Below are 16,611 nucleotides of genomic sequence, written 5' to 3'. Positions count from 1 at the left end.
ATTAGTAACTAAAACCATGCTACAATCAAAGCAAATTCTAAGGAGATAGCTATGCAAAAAATCATTGATGACACACTAGAGTTAGCTAGAAAATTGCAAAATAGTATCAGTAATAATCTAAGCGAACAAGAAAAAGCCTTTCATTCTAAAATGCAAAAGCTTTTGAGTAACCCCGAAAACAAGGTCATGCTCATAGAGCTTATGGATAGGAGTTTTAGATGTGAAGATAATAAAGCTCGCTTTGAAATGATTGAGCATGTTTTAGACAAATATAAAAGCCGTGAGATTTTTTCTTCCTTTGAGAAACTACTTTTAATGGGATTTTTAAGCTTTGGAAAAATGCTCCCCAATATGAGTGTGCCATTCTTTGTGAGTAAGATTAGAAGCGACACTAAAGCTATGGTGTTAGAGCAAGAAGAAAGCAAGCTAAAAGAACGCATTTTAGCTAGAAAAAACGAAAAAATCACTTTGAATGTGAATTTTATTGGCGAAGAAGTTTTGGGCGAAGAAGAAGCCAACGCACGCTTTGAAAAATACTCACAGGCTTTAAAATCTAACTACATTCAATACATCTCCATTAAAATCACTACGATTTTTTCTCAAATCAATATCCTTGATTTTGAATACTCCAAAAAAGAAATAGTCAAACGCTTAGACGCTCTTTATGCCCTAGCTTTAGAAGAAGAGCAAAAGCAAGGCATTCCCAAATTTATCAACTTGGATATGGAAGAATTTAGAGACTTAGAACTCACGGTGGAGTCTTTTATGGAAAGCATTTCTAAGTTTGATTTGAATGCGGGCATTGTGTTGCAAGCCTATATTCCTGATTCTTATGAATACTTGAAAAAACTGCACGCCTTTTCTAAAGAAAGGGTTTTAAAAGGATTAAAACCCATCAAAATTCGCTTTGTTAAGGGAGCGAATATGGAGAGCGAAGAGACCATTGCGTCCGTAAAAGACTGGGAACTACCTACTTTCTCTAGTAAGCAAGATACCGATTCTAACTACAATAAAATGCTAGATTTTATTTTAGAAGACGACAATTATAAATACATTCACATCGGCACAGCTAGTCATAATATCTTTGAAATCGCTTATGTATACACCCGCATTCATGCAATCAATGACCCTATCGCATTAGAGCATTTCACCTTTGAAATGCTAGAAGGCATGAGTTTGCAAGCAAGCCTAGAATTAAAAGATATGCACAAACTCATTTTATACGCTCCAGTCTGTGATGAAGCGCATTTTAACAATGCGATTGCTTACTTGGTGAGAAGATTAGATGAGAACACATCAAGTGATAACTTTATGAAAGCTTTCTTCAATCTCAAAGTAGACACCAAAGAATGGAAAGACCAAGAACAGCGCTTTTTAGACAGCCTTAAGGGCATTGCTACTTTAAACAATTCTACAAAGAGAACCCAAGATAGAAACGCCAAACAAAGTGGGCATACCACCTATAAAAACAATTCATTTAAAAACGAAAGCGATACGGATTTTATCCTAAAAGCCAACAGAGAGTGGGCTAAAAAAGTGCGTGAGAAAATGTATAACGCCCCTATTTTGGAGCTTTACCCAGAGATTGATGGGCGTTTTGAAAACCCTAATCTAACCCCCTTAGAAGTCTTTGACAAAATCTTCCATAAAAAAATCGCAAGCGTGCATCTAGCTGATGAAGAGGCGATTTTAAAAGCCTTAGAAGTAACCAAAAGCGATAAAAGCCATTTTAGTCAAAAAAGTTTTGAAGAAATCCATGCTTTAATGAGTAGAACCGCTCAACTTTTTAGAGAAAGAAGGGGCGATTTAATAGGTATTTCTGCTTTAGAAGTGGGTAAAACCTTTGTAGAAACGGACGCTGAAGTGAGTGAGGCGATTGATTTCTTAGAATTTTATCCTTATAGCTTAAGAGTGTTACAAGAGCAAAACAAAGAAACACAATTCGCCCCAAAAGGTGTGGGCGTAGTGATTGCCCCTTGGAATTTTCCTGTAGGCATTTCTGTAGGCACCATTGCCGCCCCCCTAGCAGCTGGAAATCGTGTGATTTACAAACCATCAAGTTTATCTAGCGTAACTGGTTACAAACTTTGTGAATGCTTTTGGGATGCGGGTGTGCCTCGAGATGCACTCATTTACTTACCCGCTAAAGGGAGTGATATTAGCAAGTATCTCTTAAAAGATGAGAGCATAAAGTTTGCTATTCTCACAGGGGGCGAAGACACCGCTTATAAAATGCTAGAAGCTAACCCTACTTTAGCCTTGAGCGCAGAAACCGGTGGTAAAAATGCCACCATTGTAAGCAAAATGGCAGACAGAGACCAAGCCATTAAAAATATTGTCCATTCAGCCTTTAGTAATTCCGGACAAAAATGCTCCGCCACTTCGCTTCTAGTGTTAGAAAAAGAAGTCTATGAAGATGAAAATTTCAAAAAGACCTTAATAGACGCTACTTTGAGTCTTAATGTGGGCGACCCGTTTGATTTCAAAAATAAAATCGGCACTCTAGCAGATAAGCCTAATGAAAAGGTCAAAAAAGCGATGAGCGAATTAGAAAAACACGAGCATTATGAAATTCCTGTTTCTTTTGTGAATGATAACCCCTATTTGATGAAACCAAGCATAAAATATGGCACCAAAAAGGGCGATTTCACACACCTAACAGAGCTTTTTACCCCTATACTATCTGTAATGAAAGCTGAGAATTTAGATGATGCCATAGCGATAGTTAATTCCACCGGCTATGGTCTTACGAGTGCGTTAGAGTCTTTAGATGAAAGGGAATGGGAGCATTATTTAGAGCGTATTGAAGCGGGTAATATTTATATCAATAAGCCTACCACAGGAGCGATAGTCTTACGCCAGCCTTTTGGGGGGATTAAAAAATCCGCCGTAGGGTTTGGAAGAAAGGTAGGGATTTTTAACTATATCACGCAGTTTGTGGATATTCATCAAGAAAAAGAAGATGATAATATTTTAGAGAGTAATTTGAGTGAATGTCTAGAGAGCCTAACCAAAAAAGGCTATGACGAGCATACCCATGAATTAAATCGTGCGATTTTTATGGCAAAAAGCTATGCTTACCATTATAAGCATGAATTTAGTCAAGCCAAAGATTATGTCAAAATTAGGGGCGAAGACAATCTCTTTTCTTACACTAAGGTTAAAAGCGTAGGCTATCGCATTACAGAGAATGATAGCCTAAGTGATATGCTAGGTATTGCTCTAGCGTGTTTAATCGCTCAAATCCCTTTAACTCTTAGTATAGAAAACAAGCAAACAAACAAAAATCTAGTCTTTTTCTTGGAATGCCTAGACGCTCTTAGAATGAATGCCCCTATTTTTTATGAAAGCTTGCAAGAATTTAGCGAGAAACTAAGCGAATTTAATCGGGTGCGTTATTTGAATCACAAACTAGATTTATTACACCAAAAAGCGAGTTCTTTGGGGCTTGTATTAGCCACTACTAAGCCTTGCTTAAATGGGCGTTTTGAATTGCTTTATTATCATTTGGAGCGTTCAGTCAGCATTTCCTATCATCGCTATGGGAATTTAGGCTCAAGAGCTTTAGAACAAAAAACGTGTCATAAATCATGCTGTCATTAATGATAAATATTGTATTTAATAAGGAGATACTATGGAACAAGTTGTTTTAAGCACCCCTATAATTACAATGTTTGTTGCCTATTCACTCTTAATGCTCTATATTGGTTTTTATTTTTATAGACAAAATGAAACCACCGAAGATTACTTCTTAGGCAATCGCTCTATGGGTCCTGTGATTAGCGCTTTGAGTGCGGGAGCAAGTGATATGAGTGGGTGGCTCTTAATGGGCTTACCCGGAGCCTTGTATGTGGGAGGGTTAATCAACTCACATATTGCTATAGGATTGAGTTTAGGAGCATTGATTAATTGGGTTTTTATCGCTAAACGCTTGCGTATTTATACAAGCGTGATTGCAAATTCTATTACGATTTCAGATTATTTTGAGACTCGTTTTAGCGATGATAAACACATCTTGCGCTTAATTTCAGCCTTTGTGATTTTAATCTTTTTTATTTTTTATATTTCTTCAGGGCTAGTGAGTGGGGCTAAACTCTTTGAAGCAACTTTTGGAATTAAATACGCTAATGCCCTAAGCATTGGCACTCTTATTATTGTCTCTTACACTTTCTTAGGGGGGTATAAGGCGGTGTGCTGGACGGATTTAATTCAAGGGCTTTTGATGATGAGCGCTTTAATTGTCGTGCCAATTGTTATGGTTACTCAGATTGGAGGCGTTGAAGAGAGTTTAAAAATCATTAGAGAAATCAAACCTGAAAACCTTTCTTTTTTACAAGGCTCTAGCTTAGTTGCCATTATTTCAAGTCTTGCTTGGGGCTTAGGCTATTTTGGACAGCCTCATATTTTAGTGCGCTTTATGTCTATTCGCTCTGTAAGAGAAATTCCTAAAGCAACTAGCGTAGGTATTTCTTGGATGCTAATTTCGCTTATTGGGGCATGCTCTATGGGACTTTTAGGTATTGCTTATGCGCAAAAATTCAATCTAAGCTTAGAAGACCCTGAAAAGATTTTTATTGTGATGAGTCAATTGCTCTTTAATCCTTGGATTGCAGGGATTTTACTCAGTGCGATTCTAGCAGCTGTGATGAGCACAGCTAGTTCACAACTTCTTGTAAGCTCTTCTACCATTGCTGAAGACTTCTATACCACCATTTTTCACAAAGACGCACCCGCAAAACTCGTGATGACTATCTCTAGGCTTTCAGTGCTTGGCGTGGCTTGTATCGCCTTTTTTATCTCAACCGATAGGAATGCGAGTGTTTTAAGCATTGTCAGTTATGCATGGGCTGGCTTTGGTGCGAGTTTTGGCTCTGTGATTTTATTTTCACTCTTTTGGGAAAGAATGACAAGAATTGGAGCGATTGCTGGCATGCTCTCAGGGGCTAGCACGGTGATTTTGTATGATAAATTTGGCAAAAGCTTTTTAGATATTTATGAAATTGTTCCGGGATTTATTGTAGCAAGTGTGTGTATTGTTGTATTTAGCTTGTTTTCTAATGTGCGAGAAGGCACTAAAGAGGCGTTTGAAACCATGCTCAAAGAAATTGAGAGTTTAAAACATTAAACCCCTTTTTAATAAAAACGCTTTTTTTAACAAAGCGTTTTTATCTTATGGCCAAATAACTAATTGCATTCAAATAGCTTTTATTGCTCGCTTTATTTTGATAAGCAATATCAAACGCTGTGCCATGGTCAGTGGAAGTGCGTAAAATCGGGGCATTCAAGCTTACATTAATGCTTTCATCAAAATAGAGAGCCTTTAAAGGGGCTAAACCAGCGTCATGATACATACTCACATAAAAGGGCGTTATAGCTCTTCTTCTATGACTAAAAGCGCTATCAGCTGGTAAGGGTCCTAAAAAACATTCAAAACCTAGCATTTCATTACATTGTTGAATCGCTTTTAAAATTTTTTTATCTTCTTTTCCAAACAAGCCATCTTCACCCGCATGGGGATTAAAACCACACACTTGAATAAGTTTGGCTTGAGTGCTTTTTTGAAAGGCTAGTAAAAACTTTATTAAAGCCTTAGTTTGAATAAGTTTTGAAACCTTGCTTAAAGGCACATGGTCAGTGAATAGCCCTACAAATAACTTAGAGCACCCAAGCATCATAATGATTTCATGCCTTTGATAGCGTTGTTTTAAAAAATCGGTATGCCCTACGAAAGGAATTTGAGCTTGTTGCCATGCAAGCTTGTTGATAGGCATGGTGCAAATGCTATCCACCTCTTTACTATCTGCTAATTCACAAGCTGTTTTAAAGCTTTCAAAACTATACGCCCCACTTTTTGCATCTACTTTTCCTATTGTGCTAGAGTTTAAAGGAGGCATTTGAGTGTCTAAACTAAGCGTGTTAAGAGATTTAACCTCATAGACATTATTAAGCAATTGGTTAGCTTGAACTAAAAGCTTATTATCAACTACATATAGTGGCTCACAAATTTCGCTCACTTCTTTGTGGCTTTTTAAAATCAATTCTAAGCCTACGCCTTGAATATCCCCACAACTAATAGCAATTTTCTTCTTGAGCATACTTAGCGCTTAATGAGTTGTGCCATTTCTAAAATTGCCTTTTCTAGCCCCACAAAAACAGCCCTTGAAATCACACTATGCCCAATATTAAGCTCTCTTAAAGAAGGAATTTTTAGCATTTCTTTCACATTAGAATAATTCAATCCATGCCCAGCGCACACTTCAATCCCCATAAAAAACGCCTCCTTACTCATCTTTCTTAATTGCAAGAACGCATTTTGTAATTCTTCTTTTAACTCCTTAGGGGTTTTCTCTCTGAGCGCATTAATGGCATTAATATGATGATTGGCATTAGAATATAAAGCATTGTGCAAATTCGCATACACTCCGGTATGAAACTCCACTTGCTTAACCCCATGCTTTTGGGCAAACTTCAAAGACGCTAAGTTGGGGTCAATAAATAAAGATACTTCAATGCCTCTATTTTGATATGCCTTTATAGTTTTTGGCAAATCTTTTAAAGAGCAATCTAATCCACCTTCTGTAGTAATCTCAGCTCTATTTTCAGGCACAATAGTAACTTTGCTAGGCTTATTTTTTAAAGAACATAAAAAATCGGTGATATTAGCATTAATAGAACATTCAATATTGATAGGCAAAAGACTATTTTCAAGCAATTTGAGAACATCTTCATTTTGAATATGGCGCCTATCCTCTCTTAAATGAATAGTAATTAAATCTACTTTATAAGTATTTTTAGCAATCAATAATGCCTCTAAAATCTCAGGCTCATAAGTTTTTCTTACCTCTCTTAAAGTAACAATGTGGTCAATATTCAACCCAAAACGCATGCTAACTCCTCAATAATCATTGATGACAATATTTTTTGGATTGTAACACAAAAAACTTATCCTAAACCCTAGCAACCTATCTTTAAGAAAGCCATTCTATAAATTTGCTATAATACCCACTTATAAAATCATTACAAAGTGTTACCTGTGCTATATTTCTTAATCAGTTGCTTGGTTTGCTTTCTCATTATTTTATGGTCTAAAAAATCCATGCTTTTTATAGATAATGCCAATAAAATACAAGGTTTTCATAAAGAAAGAACCCCACGAGCCGGCGGACTTGGCATTTTTATTTCTTTTGTTCTAGCCTATTATTTACAACAACAAGAAGCACCCTTTGAAAACAATCTTGTATTCATAGGGATATTATTAGTATTTATAAGTGGTTTTTTAGAAGATATTAATTTTTCACTTAGTCCTAAAATACGCCTTATTTTGCAAAGTTTGGGAGCACTTTGTGTGATTACTTCAGCGCATTTGGTCGTAAGCGACTTTTCACCCCTTTTTAGCTTGCCTTATTTTTTAGCTTTTCTATTTGGTATTTTTATGCTTGTAGGTATTAGTAATGCTATCAATATTATTGATGGATTCAATGGCTTAGCCTCAGGAATTTGTCTTTTAACCCTACTTGTTATCCATTACATAGAGCCTACAAGCTTGAGCTGTTGGCTCGCTTACATGGTGCTTGGCTTTATGGTATTTAATTTCCCTTTGGGGCGGATTTTTTTAGGTGATGGAGGAGCGTATTTTTTAGGATTTGTGTGTGGGATTTTACTCTTGTATTTAAGCTTAGAGCAAAAAATCAGCGTGTTTTTTGGACTCAATCTAATGCTTTATCCGGTAATTGAAGTGCTTTTTAGCATTCTTAGGCGCAAATTAAAACGCCAAAAAGCTACTATGCCCGATAACTTGCATTTGCATACCCTTTTATTCAAGGTCTTAGAATTACATTCCTATGCGTATGCAAACCCTATGTGTGCGTTTATTTTAGTGCTATGCAACTTACCCTTTATACTTATGAGCACCTTTTTTCGCTTAAATGCTCCTGTGCTTATAGTAATTGGTCTAATCTTTATTGGGTGTTATTTATGGGGCTATTACTACCTCAATAGACAAGTCAAACTCTTAGAAAAGCGAGCTCATTATGAAATGGTTTAGAAGTGCGTTTTTAAGCCTTTTATTATGCTCTCATACTTTAGAGAGCAAGCCACTTAGCGAGGGAGCATATATTTTAGAAGAAATTGGTGATGTGCTGAGATTCTTGCCAATTTTTGTTGGCACGGTTAGCTTGGCTATGCGAGATTATAGGGGCTTAGGCGAATTAGCCATAGGCACTTTAGTGTCTCAAGGCGTGATTTATGGCATTAAAGGGGCTTTTTCTAAAGCGCATGCGCATGGCGCTAGTGTAAGCTTTGCTAAACGCCCTTGCTGTGATTCTTATAGGGGCATGCCAAGCGGACATGCAGGCGGTGTGTTTAGTGCGGCGGGGTTTGTATATTATCGCTATGGGTGGAAACCCGCTCTTCCTGTTTTAGCCCTAGCAATCCTTACAGACGCATCTAGAGTAGTCGCTCAAAAGCATACCATATGGCAAGTGGTCGTAGGTAGTCTCATAGGTTGGGGGTTTGCCTATCTTTTTACCACACGCTACAAGCCTAAAAACTGGATGCTCTATCCTGAAATCTCTAGCGATTTTAAAGGCAATGGGCGCTATGGCGTGAGTTTTTCATACCAATGGTAGATTATAATATTAAGGTTCAAAAGTGGTTAAAAAAGTTTTATTAGGGTTACTATTAACAAACATTACAAACGCAGAAATTAGCACCGGACATTATGAAATCATTACAGACATGTCAAAAACTTTCTTAAAAGCCAAAAATGATTTTTTAGAGCTTAATAAAACCTTTAAAACTTGCATAGAAGAAGAGGAAAATAGCGCTAATATTCGTATTCAAAGCACTTTTTTGGGGCGCATCACAACCTTAGAGCAACAATTCTATGACTATTTTGAAAAGGATTTTAAAAGCACTGATGACTTAAGGGCTTTGCTTACAAATATCCAAGTTTTGGAACATGAAAGCCTGAGAATAATCCCATGTGTTAATAAAAGAAACTCTAAAGCTTTCAAAGAGCTTGAGCAATCTATCAAACAAACCATTCAACTAGAACATAAAATGGATAATTTTCTAGATAATACCAAGAAATCTTCGCATTAACCCCCTTAAAAGGCGCATTATAACCCTCTCTTTAGTCTTTAAGCTCTAATCAAAGCCCTCTTTTAACAAGCCTAAAACTAATTCTTTAAAAGCATAAAAGATTTAAAAACCTAAGCGCTCCTATATGAAAAACAAGATGTTGGTATAAAGACCCCATTTAAAAAGTAAGTTAAAAGAAGTTGTTTAAAAAGGTTTTTTAAGAAAGTTATTGTTGGTTTATCCCTCCTATAAGCACTAAAAGAAAGACTAGAATCTAAAGCGCATCATCAATCCCCCATTCACACGCCCCCCAAAATGCCTCCTAGAATATTTAGGCATTTCAATATAAGAGCCAAGAGATAAAGATTCGTTAAATTTAAGCATAGGGACACTTACTCTTTCTAAACTATTATTCTTACTCAATTTATATATTTTCTTATTGTGCTTAATGTTATGACCTATCTCTAGGCTTGCAGAAAACATACTACTAAATGCCAAACATGCCAATAAGAATACCTTAAGAAAGCCTTTCATTTTAGTTCCTCTCATTCAAATAGATATGCCTCACTCCCCCACCTTAGAGGCATAAATTTTTAGTCATCAATTCTATCAGAATAATCCACATCTACATCATCTTGACTATCATTCATTCTTACCTCTTTGAGATAATCATTCATTTTGTTATCTTCAAAATGCTTGGATTCAAACTCCTCTTTAGAAGGCATAGTAGGCATTTCAAACGCATTGGCTTCTACGCTAGGCAATTCAATATGTCTGCGAATCACTTTGTCTAAAGCTCTTTGTGCTTGATTAAATTGGCGCTCTTCATTAACTAAAGCATTCTCAGCTTTATCTACTTTATTTTGAATGTTAGCTAGAGCGTTAGCACCATTTAAGCCAACTTGTGGGAGTTTCTTATTTACAAGCCAAGTTAATTGGTTCAAGCCAGAGAAATCACTGCCTACCATATTAACCATAACTTTAGCAATATTTTCAAAGTAACCATACACGCCATCATAAACATTATAAATGCCTTTATCATAGGCGTTGTAAATAGCCAAGTCTTTCATTGCCACCTTATAGAGACTTTCAGTCTTTCTGTTATCTTTGAGATTTTGCTCTAAAGTATTTTGAGCCACTTCAAAGGATTTTTCAGTGTTAGTTAATTGACTTAGAGCTTGAATTTCTTCTTCTTGAGCTTTATTGAAGTCTTGAGTGTTTTTAGCATTCTTAACTTCATTGATAGCTTGCTCTAAAGCTTGCTTGTCTTTAGCAATGTTTTTAGCCTCTACTTTAATGGTGTTATTAAACAAGCCATTAACTTGGTTCATATCAGTGTATCTGCTGTATGAGGGGCTAAGTAATTGCAAGGTGGTATTATCTGCAATAACAGAACTTGCCACACTATTAGCTTGATTTAGAGCGTCTTTAGCATCAAGAGCATCTTGATTGGCTACTGCCATTTGCTCATTCTTAGCTGCACTCTTAGAATCAATAATGCCTTTAGCTACATTTTGATAGGTAGTGCCATAGATAACTTGATTATCTTTATTGCTAATTTCTTTAGGATTGATAATACCTTTGGCAACTTTGTTATGGGTAGTATCATAGATAACCTTGTTATCTTTGTTAGTAATGTCTTTAGGATTGATAATACCCTTAGTAGCATTCTTAGCAATAACATCTTTAAGAGTTTTTTCTAAAGCCTCTTGGTCTTTAGTGAATTGCTCCTCTTGTTTAATAAGAGCTTTTTGAGCGCTTGTGATTTCATTTTTAGTGTTGTTGTTATAAGCGTTGTTAGCTAACCACCAAGATAATCTATACACACCAGAGCCAGTGTTATGATTTAAGTCATAAATATCTTTAGCGACTTTATCGTAGGCATTTTTAATTTCTGCATTAGAGTTATGAGCAAGCTTACTATCATTTGCATTAAAGATGTTTTCATCATTTTCTGCAGTGTTATATAAAGGCATAGAGTCTTTATAGTCATTCCATAGTTGCTTTAAGCTATCTTGAGAATTAGCAAAGGCTTTTTCAGCATTGTCTAATTGGCTAAGTGCTTGAATTTCTTCTTTTTGAGCACTTCTAAATTCTTTAGTGTTTTGAGCGTCTTTTACATCATTGATAGCTTGCTCTAAGCTTTCTTTGTCTTTAGTAACTGCATTAGCATCATTTTGAGCTGTATTTTGAGCGTTATTAAGACTCCATAAGCCGGTTTGTTTATTATATTCAGGCTTATCTTTAGCTAAAGCTTTGTTATCACTAGCCATAGAACTTGCCACACTATTAGCTTGATTTAGAGCGTCTTTAGCATCAAGAGCATCTTGATTGGCTACTGCCATTTGCTCATTCTTAGCTGCACTCTTAGAATCAATAATGCCTTTAGCTACATTTTGATAGGTAGTGCCATAGATAACTTGATTATCTTTATTGCTAATTTCTTTAGGATTGATAATACCTTTGGCAACTTTGTTATAAATTACATGAGCACTTCTTTCAAGCTTTTGCTCTTCTTTTTCAATACCTTTGGCGTTAATGATGCCTTTGGCTACATGCTGATAAGTGGTATCATAAATGACTTTATTGTCGTTGCTTGCAATACCCTTAGAATCAATAATGCCTTTATCTACCTCATTATGGGTGGTATCATAAATTACCTTATTGTCATTATGAGCAATGTCTTTAGGATTAATAATCCCTTTAGCACTATCATAAATATTTTTAGTAGCTTTACTCTCCTCCTCTTTAATACCCTTAGCATTAATAATACCCTTAGTAACATCTTTGTAGGTAGTGCCATAAATAACTTTATTATCGTTATTGGCAATACCTTTTGCATTAATAATACCTTTATCTACCTCATTATGGGTAGTATCATAAATAACCTTATTATCCTTATTGGTTACTTCTTTAGGGTTTATAGAATTTTTAGCAACGCTATGAATATTCTTGGTAGCCTCTTGCTCTTCTTTTTCAATACCTTTGGCGTTAATAATTCCCTTAGCTACATGCTCATAAGTAGAGCCGTAGATAACTTGATTATCTTTATTGGAAATATCTTTAGAATCAATAATACCCTTATCTACATTATTATGAATAGTGTCATAAATGGCCTTATTATCATTATGGGCAATACTCTTGGAATCAATAATGCCCTTATCTACATTATTATAGGTATCATAGAAGATTTTATCTGCTTTTTGTGAGACTTCTTTAGGACTAATAATACCTTTAGCCACATGTTGGTAAGTGGTATCATAGATAACTTTGTTATCTTTATTGGTAATTTCTTTAGGGCTAATAATACCTTTGGCTACATTTTGGTATTGGGTATCATAAATGACTTTATTATCTTTATCAGTAATGTCTTTAGGATTAATAATGCCTTTAGTAATCTTATCATTCACATCATGGATATGTTTGCTGGCTTTTTCTTCTTCTTTCTCAATGCCCTTAGCATTGATAATACCTTTTGCCACATGTTCATAAGTAGTGCCATAGATAACCTTATTATCGTTATTGGCAATACCTTTTGCATTTATAATACCTTTATCCACCTCATTATGGGTAGTATCATAGATAACCTTGTTATCGTTGCTTGCAATACTCTTAGAATCAATAATACCCTTAGTAACTTCGTTGTGGGTAGTATCATAGATAACTTGATTATCTTTATTGCTAATTTCTTTAGGATTGATAATGCCTTTAGTGGTATCATGGGCGTTCTTTGCAATCTTGCTCTCTTCTTTTGCAATACCTTTTGCGTTGATAATGCCTTTATCTACATTATTATGAATAGTGTCATAAATGGCCTTATTATCATTATGGGCAATACTCTTGGAATCAATAATGCCCTTATCTACATTATTATAGGTATCATAGAAGATTTTATCTGCTTTTTGTGAGACTTCTTTAGGACTAATAATACCTTTAGCCACATGTTGGTAAGTGGTATCATAGATTACTTTGTTATCTTTTTGAGCGATACCCTTAGAATCAATAATGCCTTTATCCACCTCATTATGGGTAGTATCATAAATAACCTTATTATCCTTACTAGCCACCTCGTTAGGATTGATAATACCCTTATCTACATGATTATAAATATCATCGCCAAGCTTTTGGTTTCTTTTTTCTTGTTCTGCTATGCTATTAGTGTTGATAATACCTTTTGCCACATGCTCATAAGTAGTGCCATAGATAACTTTATTATCGTTATTAGTTACTTCTTTAGGGTCAATACCACCTTTGGCTACATTTTGGTATTGGGTATCATAAATGACTTTATTATCTTTATCGGTAATGTCCTTAGGATTAATAATGCCTTTATCTACATCATTATAGGTATTATAGAAAATCTTATCAGCTTTTTGGCTTGTTTCTTTAGCACTGATAATTCCCTTGGCTACATGCTCATAAGTAGAGCCATAAATAACCTTGTTGTCGTTTTTAGAAATCTCTTTAGGATTGATAATGCCCTTATCCACCTCATTATGGGTAGTATCATAAATAACCTTATTATCCTTATTGGTTACTTCTTTAGGATTAATAGAATTTCTAGCCACATTTTGATAGGTAGAGTCATAGATAACCTTGTTATCTTTGTTGGCAATATCTTTAGCATTAATAATACCCTTATCTACATGCTCATAAGTAGTGCCATGAATAACTTTATTAGCCTCTTTTTCTACACTCTTAACATCAATGGGATTTTTGGCTACATGTTGATAAGTGGTATCATAGATAACTTTGTTATCTTTTTTGGTAATTTCTTTAGGGTCAATACCACCTTTGGCTACATGTTGGTATTGGGTATCATAAATGACTTTATTATCTTTATCAGCAATGTCTTTAGGATTAATAATGCCTTTATCCACCTCATTATGGGTAGTATCATAAATGACCTTATTATCCTTACTAGCCACTTCCTTAGGGTTGATAGAACCCTTAGCTACATTTTGATAGGTAGTGCCATAAATAATTTTATTTTCTTCTTTAGCCATACCCTTAGCATCAATAATGTTTTGTTGTGCGCTATGTGTATCATAAAATACCTTATTAGCCTTATGGCTCACATCTTTAGCATTGATGATACCCTTAGCTACATGGTTGTAAGTGGAATCATAGATAACTTTGTTGTCCTTACTAGCCACTTCTTTAGCATTAGTAGAACCCTTAGCTACATTTTGATAGGTAGTGCCATAAATAACTTTGTTATCTTTACTAGCAATATCTTTAGCGTTGATAATGCCTTTATTAACATCGTTATAGGTAGTGTCATAGATTACTTTGTTATCGTTTGCGGTTACGCTTTTAACATCTATATGATTATCAGAGTAAATCCTATAAAAAGGATTCATTCCCTGACCTTTGTTCCCATGATTATACCCACCACCATTCTTTCGAACACCATTAGTTTGTGCAAAATACGCTTGATTATTGCTTGCGCTAGAACTAGGCGCATCGCTAAAATCTTGCGCATCTGCCACATTGATTAAAACGCCAGCAAGCACACAGCTAATTAAAAATTTGCTTCTCATTTACTATATCCTTAATTACATATGATTTTATATAGGAAAATACTTTGAATTTCTTCTTGAGGAATAAAAAACAACGCCTTTTCCAACACTACCCAAAAATTCCGTATTATAATAGGAAACAATATTTAACAGAAAGTAAATGGACATAAATTATAGAAATAAAAACATCAAGATAAACACATCTATTTGGTATTAATATTTAGGTATTAAATAATAAAAAGACTCTTTTTTTAAATCATACTAACTTTTGCAAAATACCTTCATATCCAAATAAAATTAAGAAAAACTTCTTAATATTTCTCTATCCACAAAACATTTAATAATTTTTCAATAGGAAACTATTTTTTATACTATTAATAATTGACAGAATAAATCAAAATGGGGAAACCAAATTTATCCCCCTCTATCTTTACAAATACAACGCCACTTATGGCTCATAATTTTGAGTTGCTTTTTCTAGTTGCTTAACCTTCTTGCCTATTTCTGCAGTAGCATTAACCTGATTGATAAGGATATAAATATTTATCATCATCAATAACAACACCAAAAGCCCCCAAAAGAAAACGATTTTAATCGCTCTTTTAGCTATTTGAAGAGACTCATTTTCTTGCATTAGCTCTCTTTATTTAAAGTTTCTAATTCCTCTGGGGATAAATCTTTATAAAAACGCTCCAAATCAAAGCTCTCGTTTAAATACTCTGCAATTTCTTGAGAGTCTATTAGGGCATTTTGCATACAGCTTGTTGCGCCCGGTGATGGAGTCATGTTAAAAGTAATGCCCTTATGAGTGCAAATCTTTTTTTCACCCAATTCTAGCTTTTGCTTGGTTCTATCTAATACTTGAGGGCGCACTTCACCAAAACCACTTGCATATTCTAAGTCTTCTAATCTCAATGAGGGAATAATCTTTTGAGCGTCTTTTAAAAATTTGCGCTTGCCAATAGCGGGCAATTCAAAAACCATATTTTTAAACACATAATTACGGATTTCTCTATCACTCATCAAATCAAACATGATTTTAAACACATCTTTATTGAAATCCATTTTTAATAATTCTAGGCTAATACCTTTCAATAAATGCTTATTGCGCTCTAATTTTGGCATAGCTAGTGCGGTGGGGCCAATTCTAGTCTTGCCCTTAATCACTGCATCAGGGTCGCCATGCACGGCCGCAAAAGGAAGTTTAGGGTTTTGAACAGTATAGACCTTGCCTCTTAGCAAATCTGGCACAAAATAAAAGCTACCAGCCACAGGCAAGCAACCTAAATCTAAGCCATAACCCATACTTTGAGCTAAAGGCAAGGCATAAGAACCCGCATTCACTAAAACAAATTTAGCATACACTTCTTCAGCATCTTCTGAAATTAGTGCATAACCCTCATTGCGCCTTTCAATCTTTTTGACTTTAAAATTCAAAAACACCTTATTATCAGGCTTTAATTTCATAGCCTCTTCTACAAAGCTTTCACTTAGCTTTGCATAATTCATGGTGCTCCAATCTTTTTTAAAGCCATGCCCTATCACATTTTCATGTCTATCAACTCCATGCGCACCTAAAATAACATTAGGTTCTAGCTCCTTAATGGTTGCCTTATCAAATGATTCTAATCCCTCAAAAATCTCTTTAAATGCCTCATAGCGCTTTTGCATAAACGCACATTCTTCATCGCCAACACCTATTGCCATTTTTTGTGTTTCAAAGATAGCCTTATTTTGCAAGCCTTTCTTCAAGGCGTATTCTCGGGTTTTTTTGGCGGATAGGCGCACTTTTTTGGCTTTTTCTGCAGTATAGTTAGTCTCAATAGAGCCATCGTGAATAGTTTGTGAATTTGCCTTAGCACTTGAGCTAACCTGAGCCAACTTAGGGCATTTTTCTACAATGGCGACACGCTTTAAGGAGCTGTATTCACTCAAAGTATAAAAGGTCGCACACCCTGAAACCCCACCACCAACAATTACCGCATCAAATTCCATACTCATCTTAAAT

Annotated in this window: 11 protein-coding genes; 5 read left to right on the top strand and 6 right to left on the bottom strand. The window is 35.3% G+C overall.

All coding sequences use genetic code 11. The features are described from left to right. Positions 1-51: 51 nt before the first annotated feature. A complete protein-coding gene (locus HCW_RS02415) occupies positions 52-3,603 on the top strand; it encodes a bifunctional proline dehydrogenase/L-glutamate gamma-semialdehyde dehydrogenase (protein ID WP_014660637.1) in 3,552 nt (1,183 codons plus the stop codon). A gap of 31 nt (positions 3,604-3,634) precedes the next feature. After that, positions 3,635-5,125 (top strand): sodium/proline symporter PutP, encoded by a 1,491-nt coding sequence (gene putP / locus HCW_RS02410; protein ID WP_014660636.1) that lies wholly within the window; start codon positions 3,635-3,637, stop codon positions 5,123-5,125. Positions 5,126-5,165: 40 nt separating this feature from the next. Here the strand turns inward: putP and pdxA are convergent, their stop codons facing one another. Both pdxA and pdxJ read right to left on the bottom strand, forming a co-directional pair. Then, positions 5,166-6,095 (bottom strand): 4-hydroxythreonine-4-phosphate dehydrogenase, encoded by a 930-nt coding sequence (gene pdxA, locus HCW_RS02405; protein WP_014660635.1) that lies wholly within the window; start codon positions 6,093-6,095, stop codon positions 5,166-5,168. 2 nt (positions 6,096-6,097) lie between these two features. Further along, the gene (gene pdxJ, locus HCW_RS02400; protein WP_014660634.1) at positions 6,098-6,886 is read right to left on the bottom strand and encodes a pyridoxine 5'-phosphate synthase; all 789 of its coding nucleotides are present in this window, start codon (positions 6,884-6,886) and stop codon (positions 6,098-6,100) included. Positions 6,887-7,024: 138 nt separating this feature from the next. Between pdxJ and HCW_RS02395 the strand changes: the two genes are divergently transcribed. From HCW_RS02395 to HCW_RS02385, 3 genes are read left to right on the top strand one after another with little or no spacing between them, the layout of a single operon-like run. Then, positions 7,025-8,044, top strand: a complete 1,020-nt coding sequence (locus tag HCW_RS02395) for a glycosyltransferase family 4 protein (RefSeq protein ID WP_081478652.1) — start codon at positions 7,025-7,027, stop codon at positions 8,042-8,044. Beyond that, positions 8,031-8,627 (top strand): phosphatase PAP2 family protein, encoded by a 597-nt coding sequence (locus HCW_RS02390; protein ID WP_014660632.1) that lies wholly within the window; start codon positions 8,031-8,033, stop codon positions 8,625-8,627. The genes HCW_RS02395 and HCW_RS02390 overlap by 14 nt, the downstream gene beginning before the upstream one ends. A gap of 22 nt (positions 8,628-8,649) precedes the next feature. Then, entirely contained in the window at positions 8,650-9,102 is a 453-nt protein-coding gene (locus tag HCW_RS02385) for a hypothetical protein (protein WP_014660631.1), read from the top strand. Positions 9,103-9,348: 246 nt separating this feature from the next. On the opposite strand, the gene HCW_RS02380 is transcribed toward HCW_RS02385, so the two are convergent. The 4 genes from HCW_RS02380 to HCW_RS02365 form a co-directional block, all read right to left on the bottom strand. Then, the gene (locus HCW_RS02380) at positions 9,349-9,615 is read right to left on the bottom strand and encodes a hypothetical protein (RefSeq protein ID WP_014660630.1); all 267 of its coding nucleotides are present in this window, start codon (positions 9,613-9,615) and stop codon (positions 9,349-9,351) included. A gap of 59 nt (positions 9,616-9,674) precedes the next feature. Continuing rightward, complete coding sequence (locus HCW_RS02375) at positions 9,675-14,624, bottom strand: hypothetical protein (RefSeq protein WP_014660629.1); 4,950 nt, start codon at positions 14,622-14,624, stop codon at positions 9,675-9,677. A 427-nt stretch (positions 14,625-15,051) separates the two neighbouring features. Further along, positions 15,052-15,237, bottom strand: a complete 186-nt coding sequence (locus tag HCW_RS02370) for a DUF5408 family protein (protein ID WP_014660628.1) — start codon at positions 15,235-15,237, stop codon at positions 15,052-15,054. Then, the gene (locus HCW_RS02365) at positions 15,237-16,604 is read right to left on the bottom strand and encodes an FAD-dependent oxidoreductase (RefSeq protein ID WP_014660627.1); all 1,368 of its coding nucleotides are present in this window, start codon (positions 16,602-16,604) and stop codon (positions 15,237-15,239) included. The genes HCW_RS02370 and HCW_RS02365 overlap by 1 nt, the downstream gene beginning before the upstream one ends. Positions 16,605-16,611: the final 7 nt, after the last annotated feature.

Origin of the sequence: Helicobacter cetorum MIT 00-7128 (genome assembly GCF_000259255.1) — a bacterium.
Taxonomy (GTDB): domain Bacteria; phylum Campylobacterota; class Campylobacteria; order Campylobacterales; family Helicobacteraceae; genus Helicobacter; species Helicobacter cetorum_B.
The sequence above is the reverse complement of the archived record's forward strand: the minus strand, read 5'-3'. Positions and strand labels throughout refer to the sequence as shown.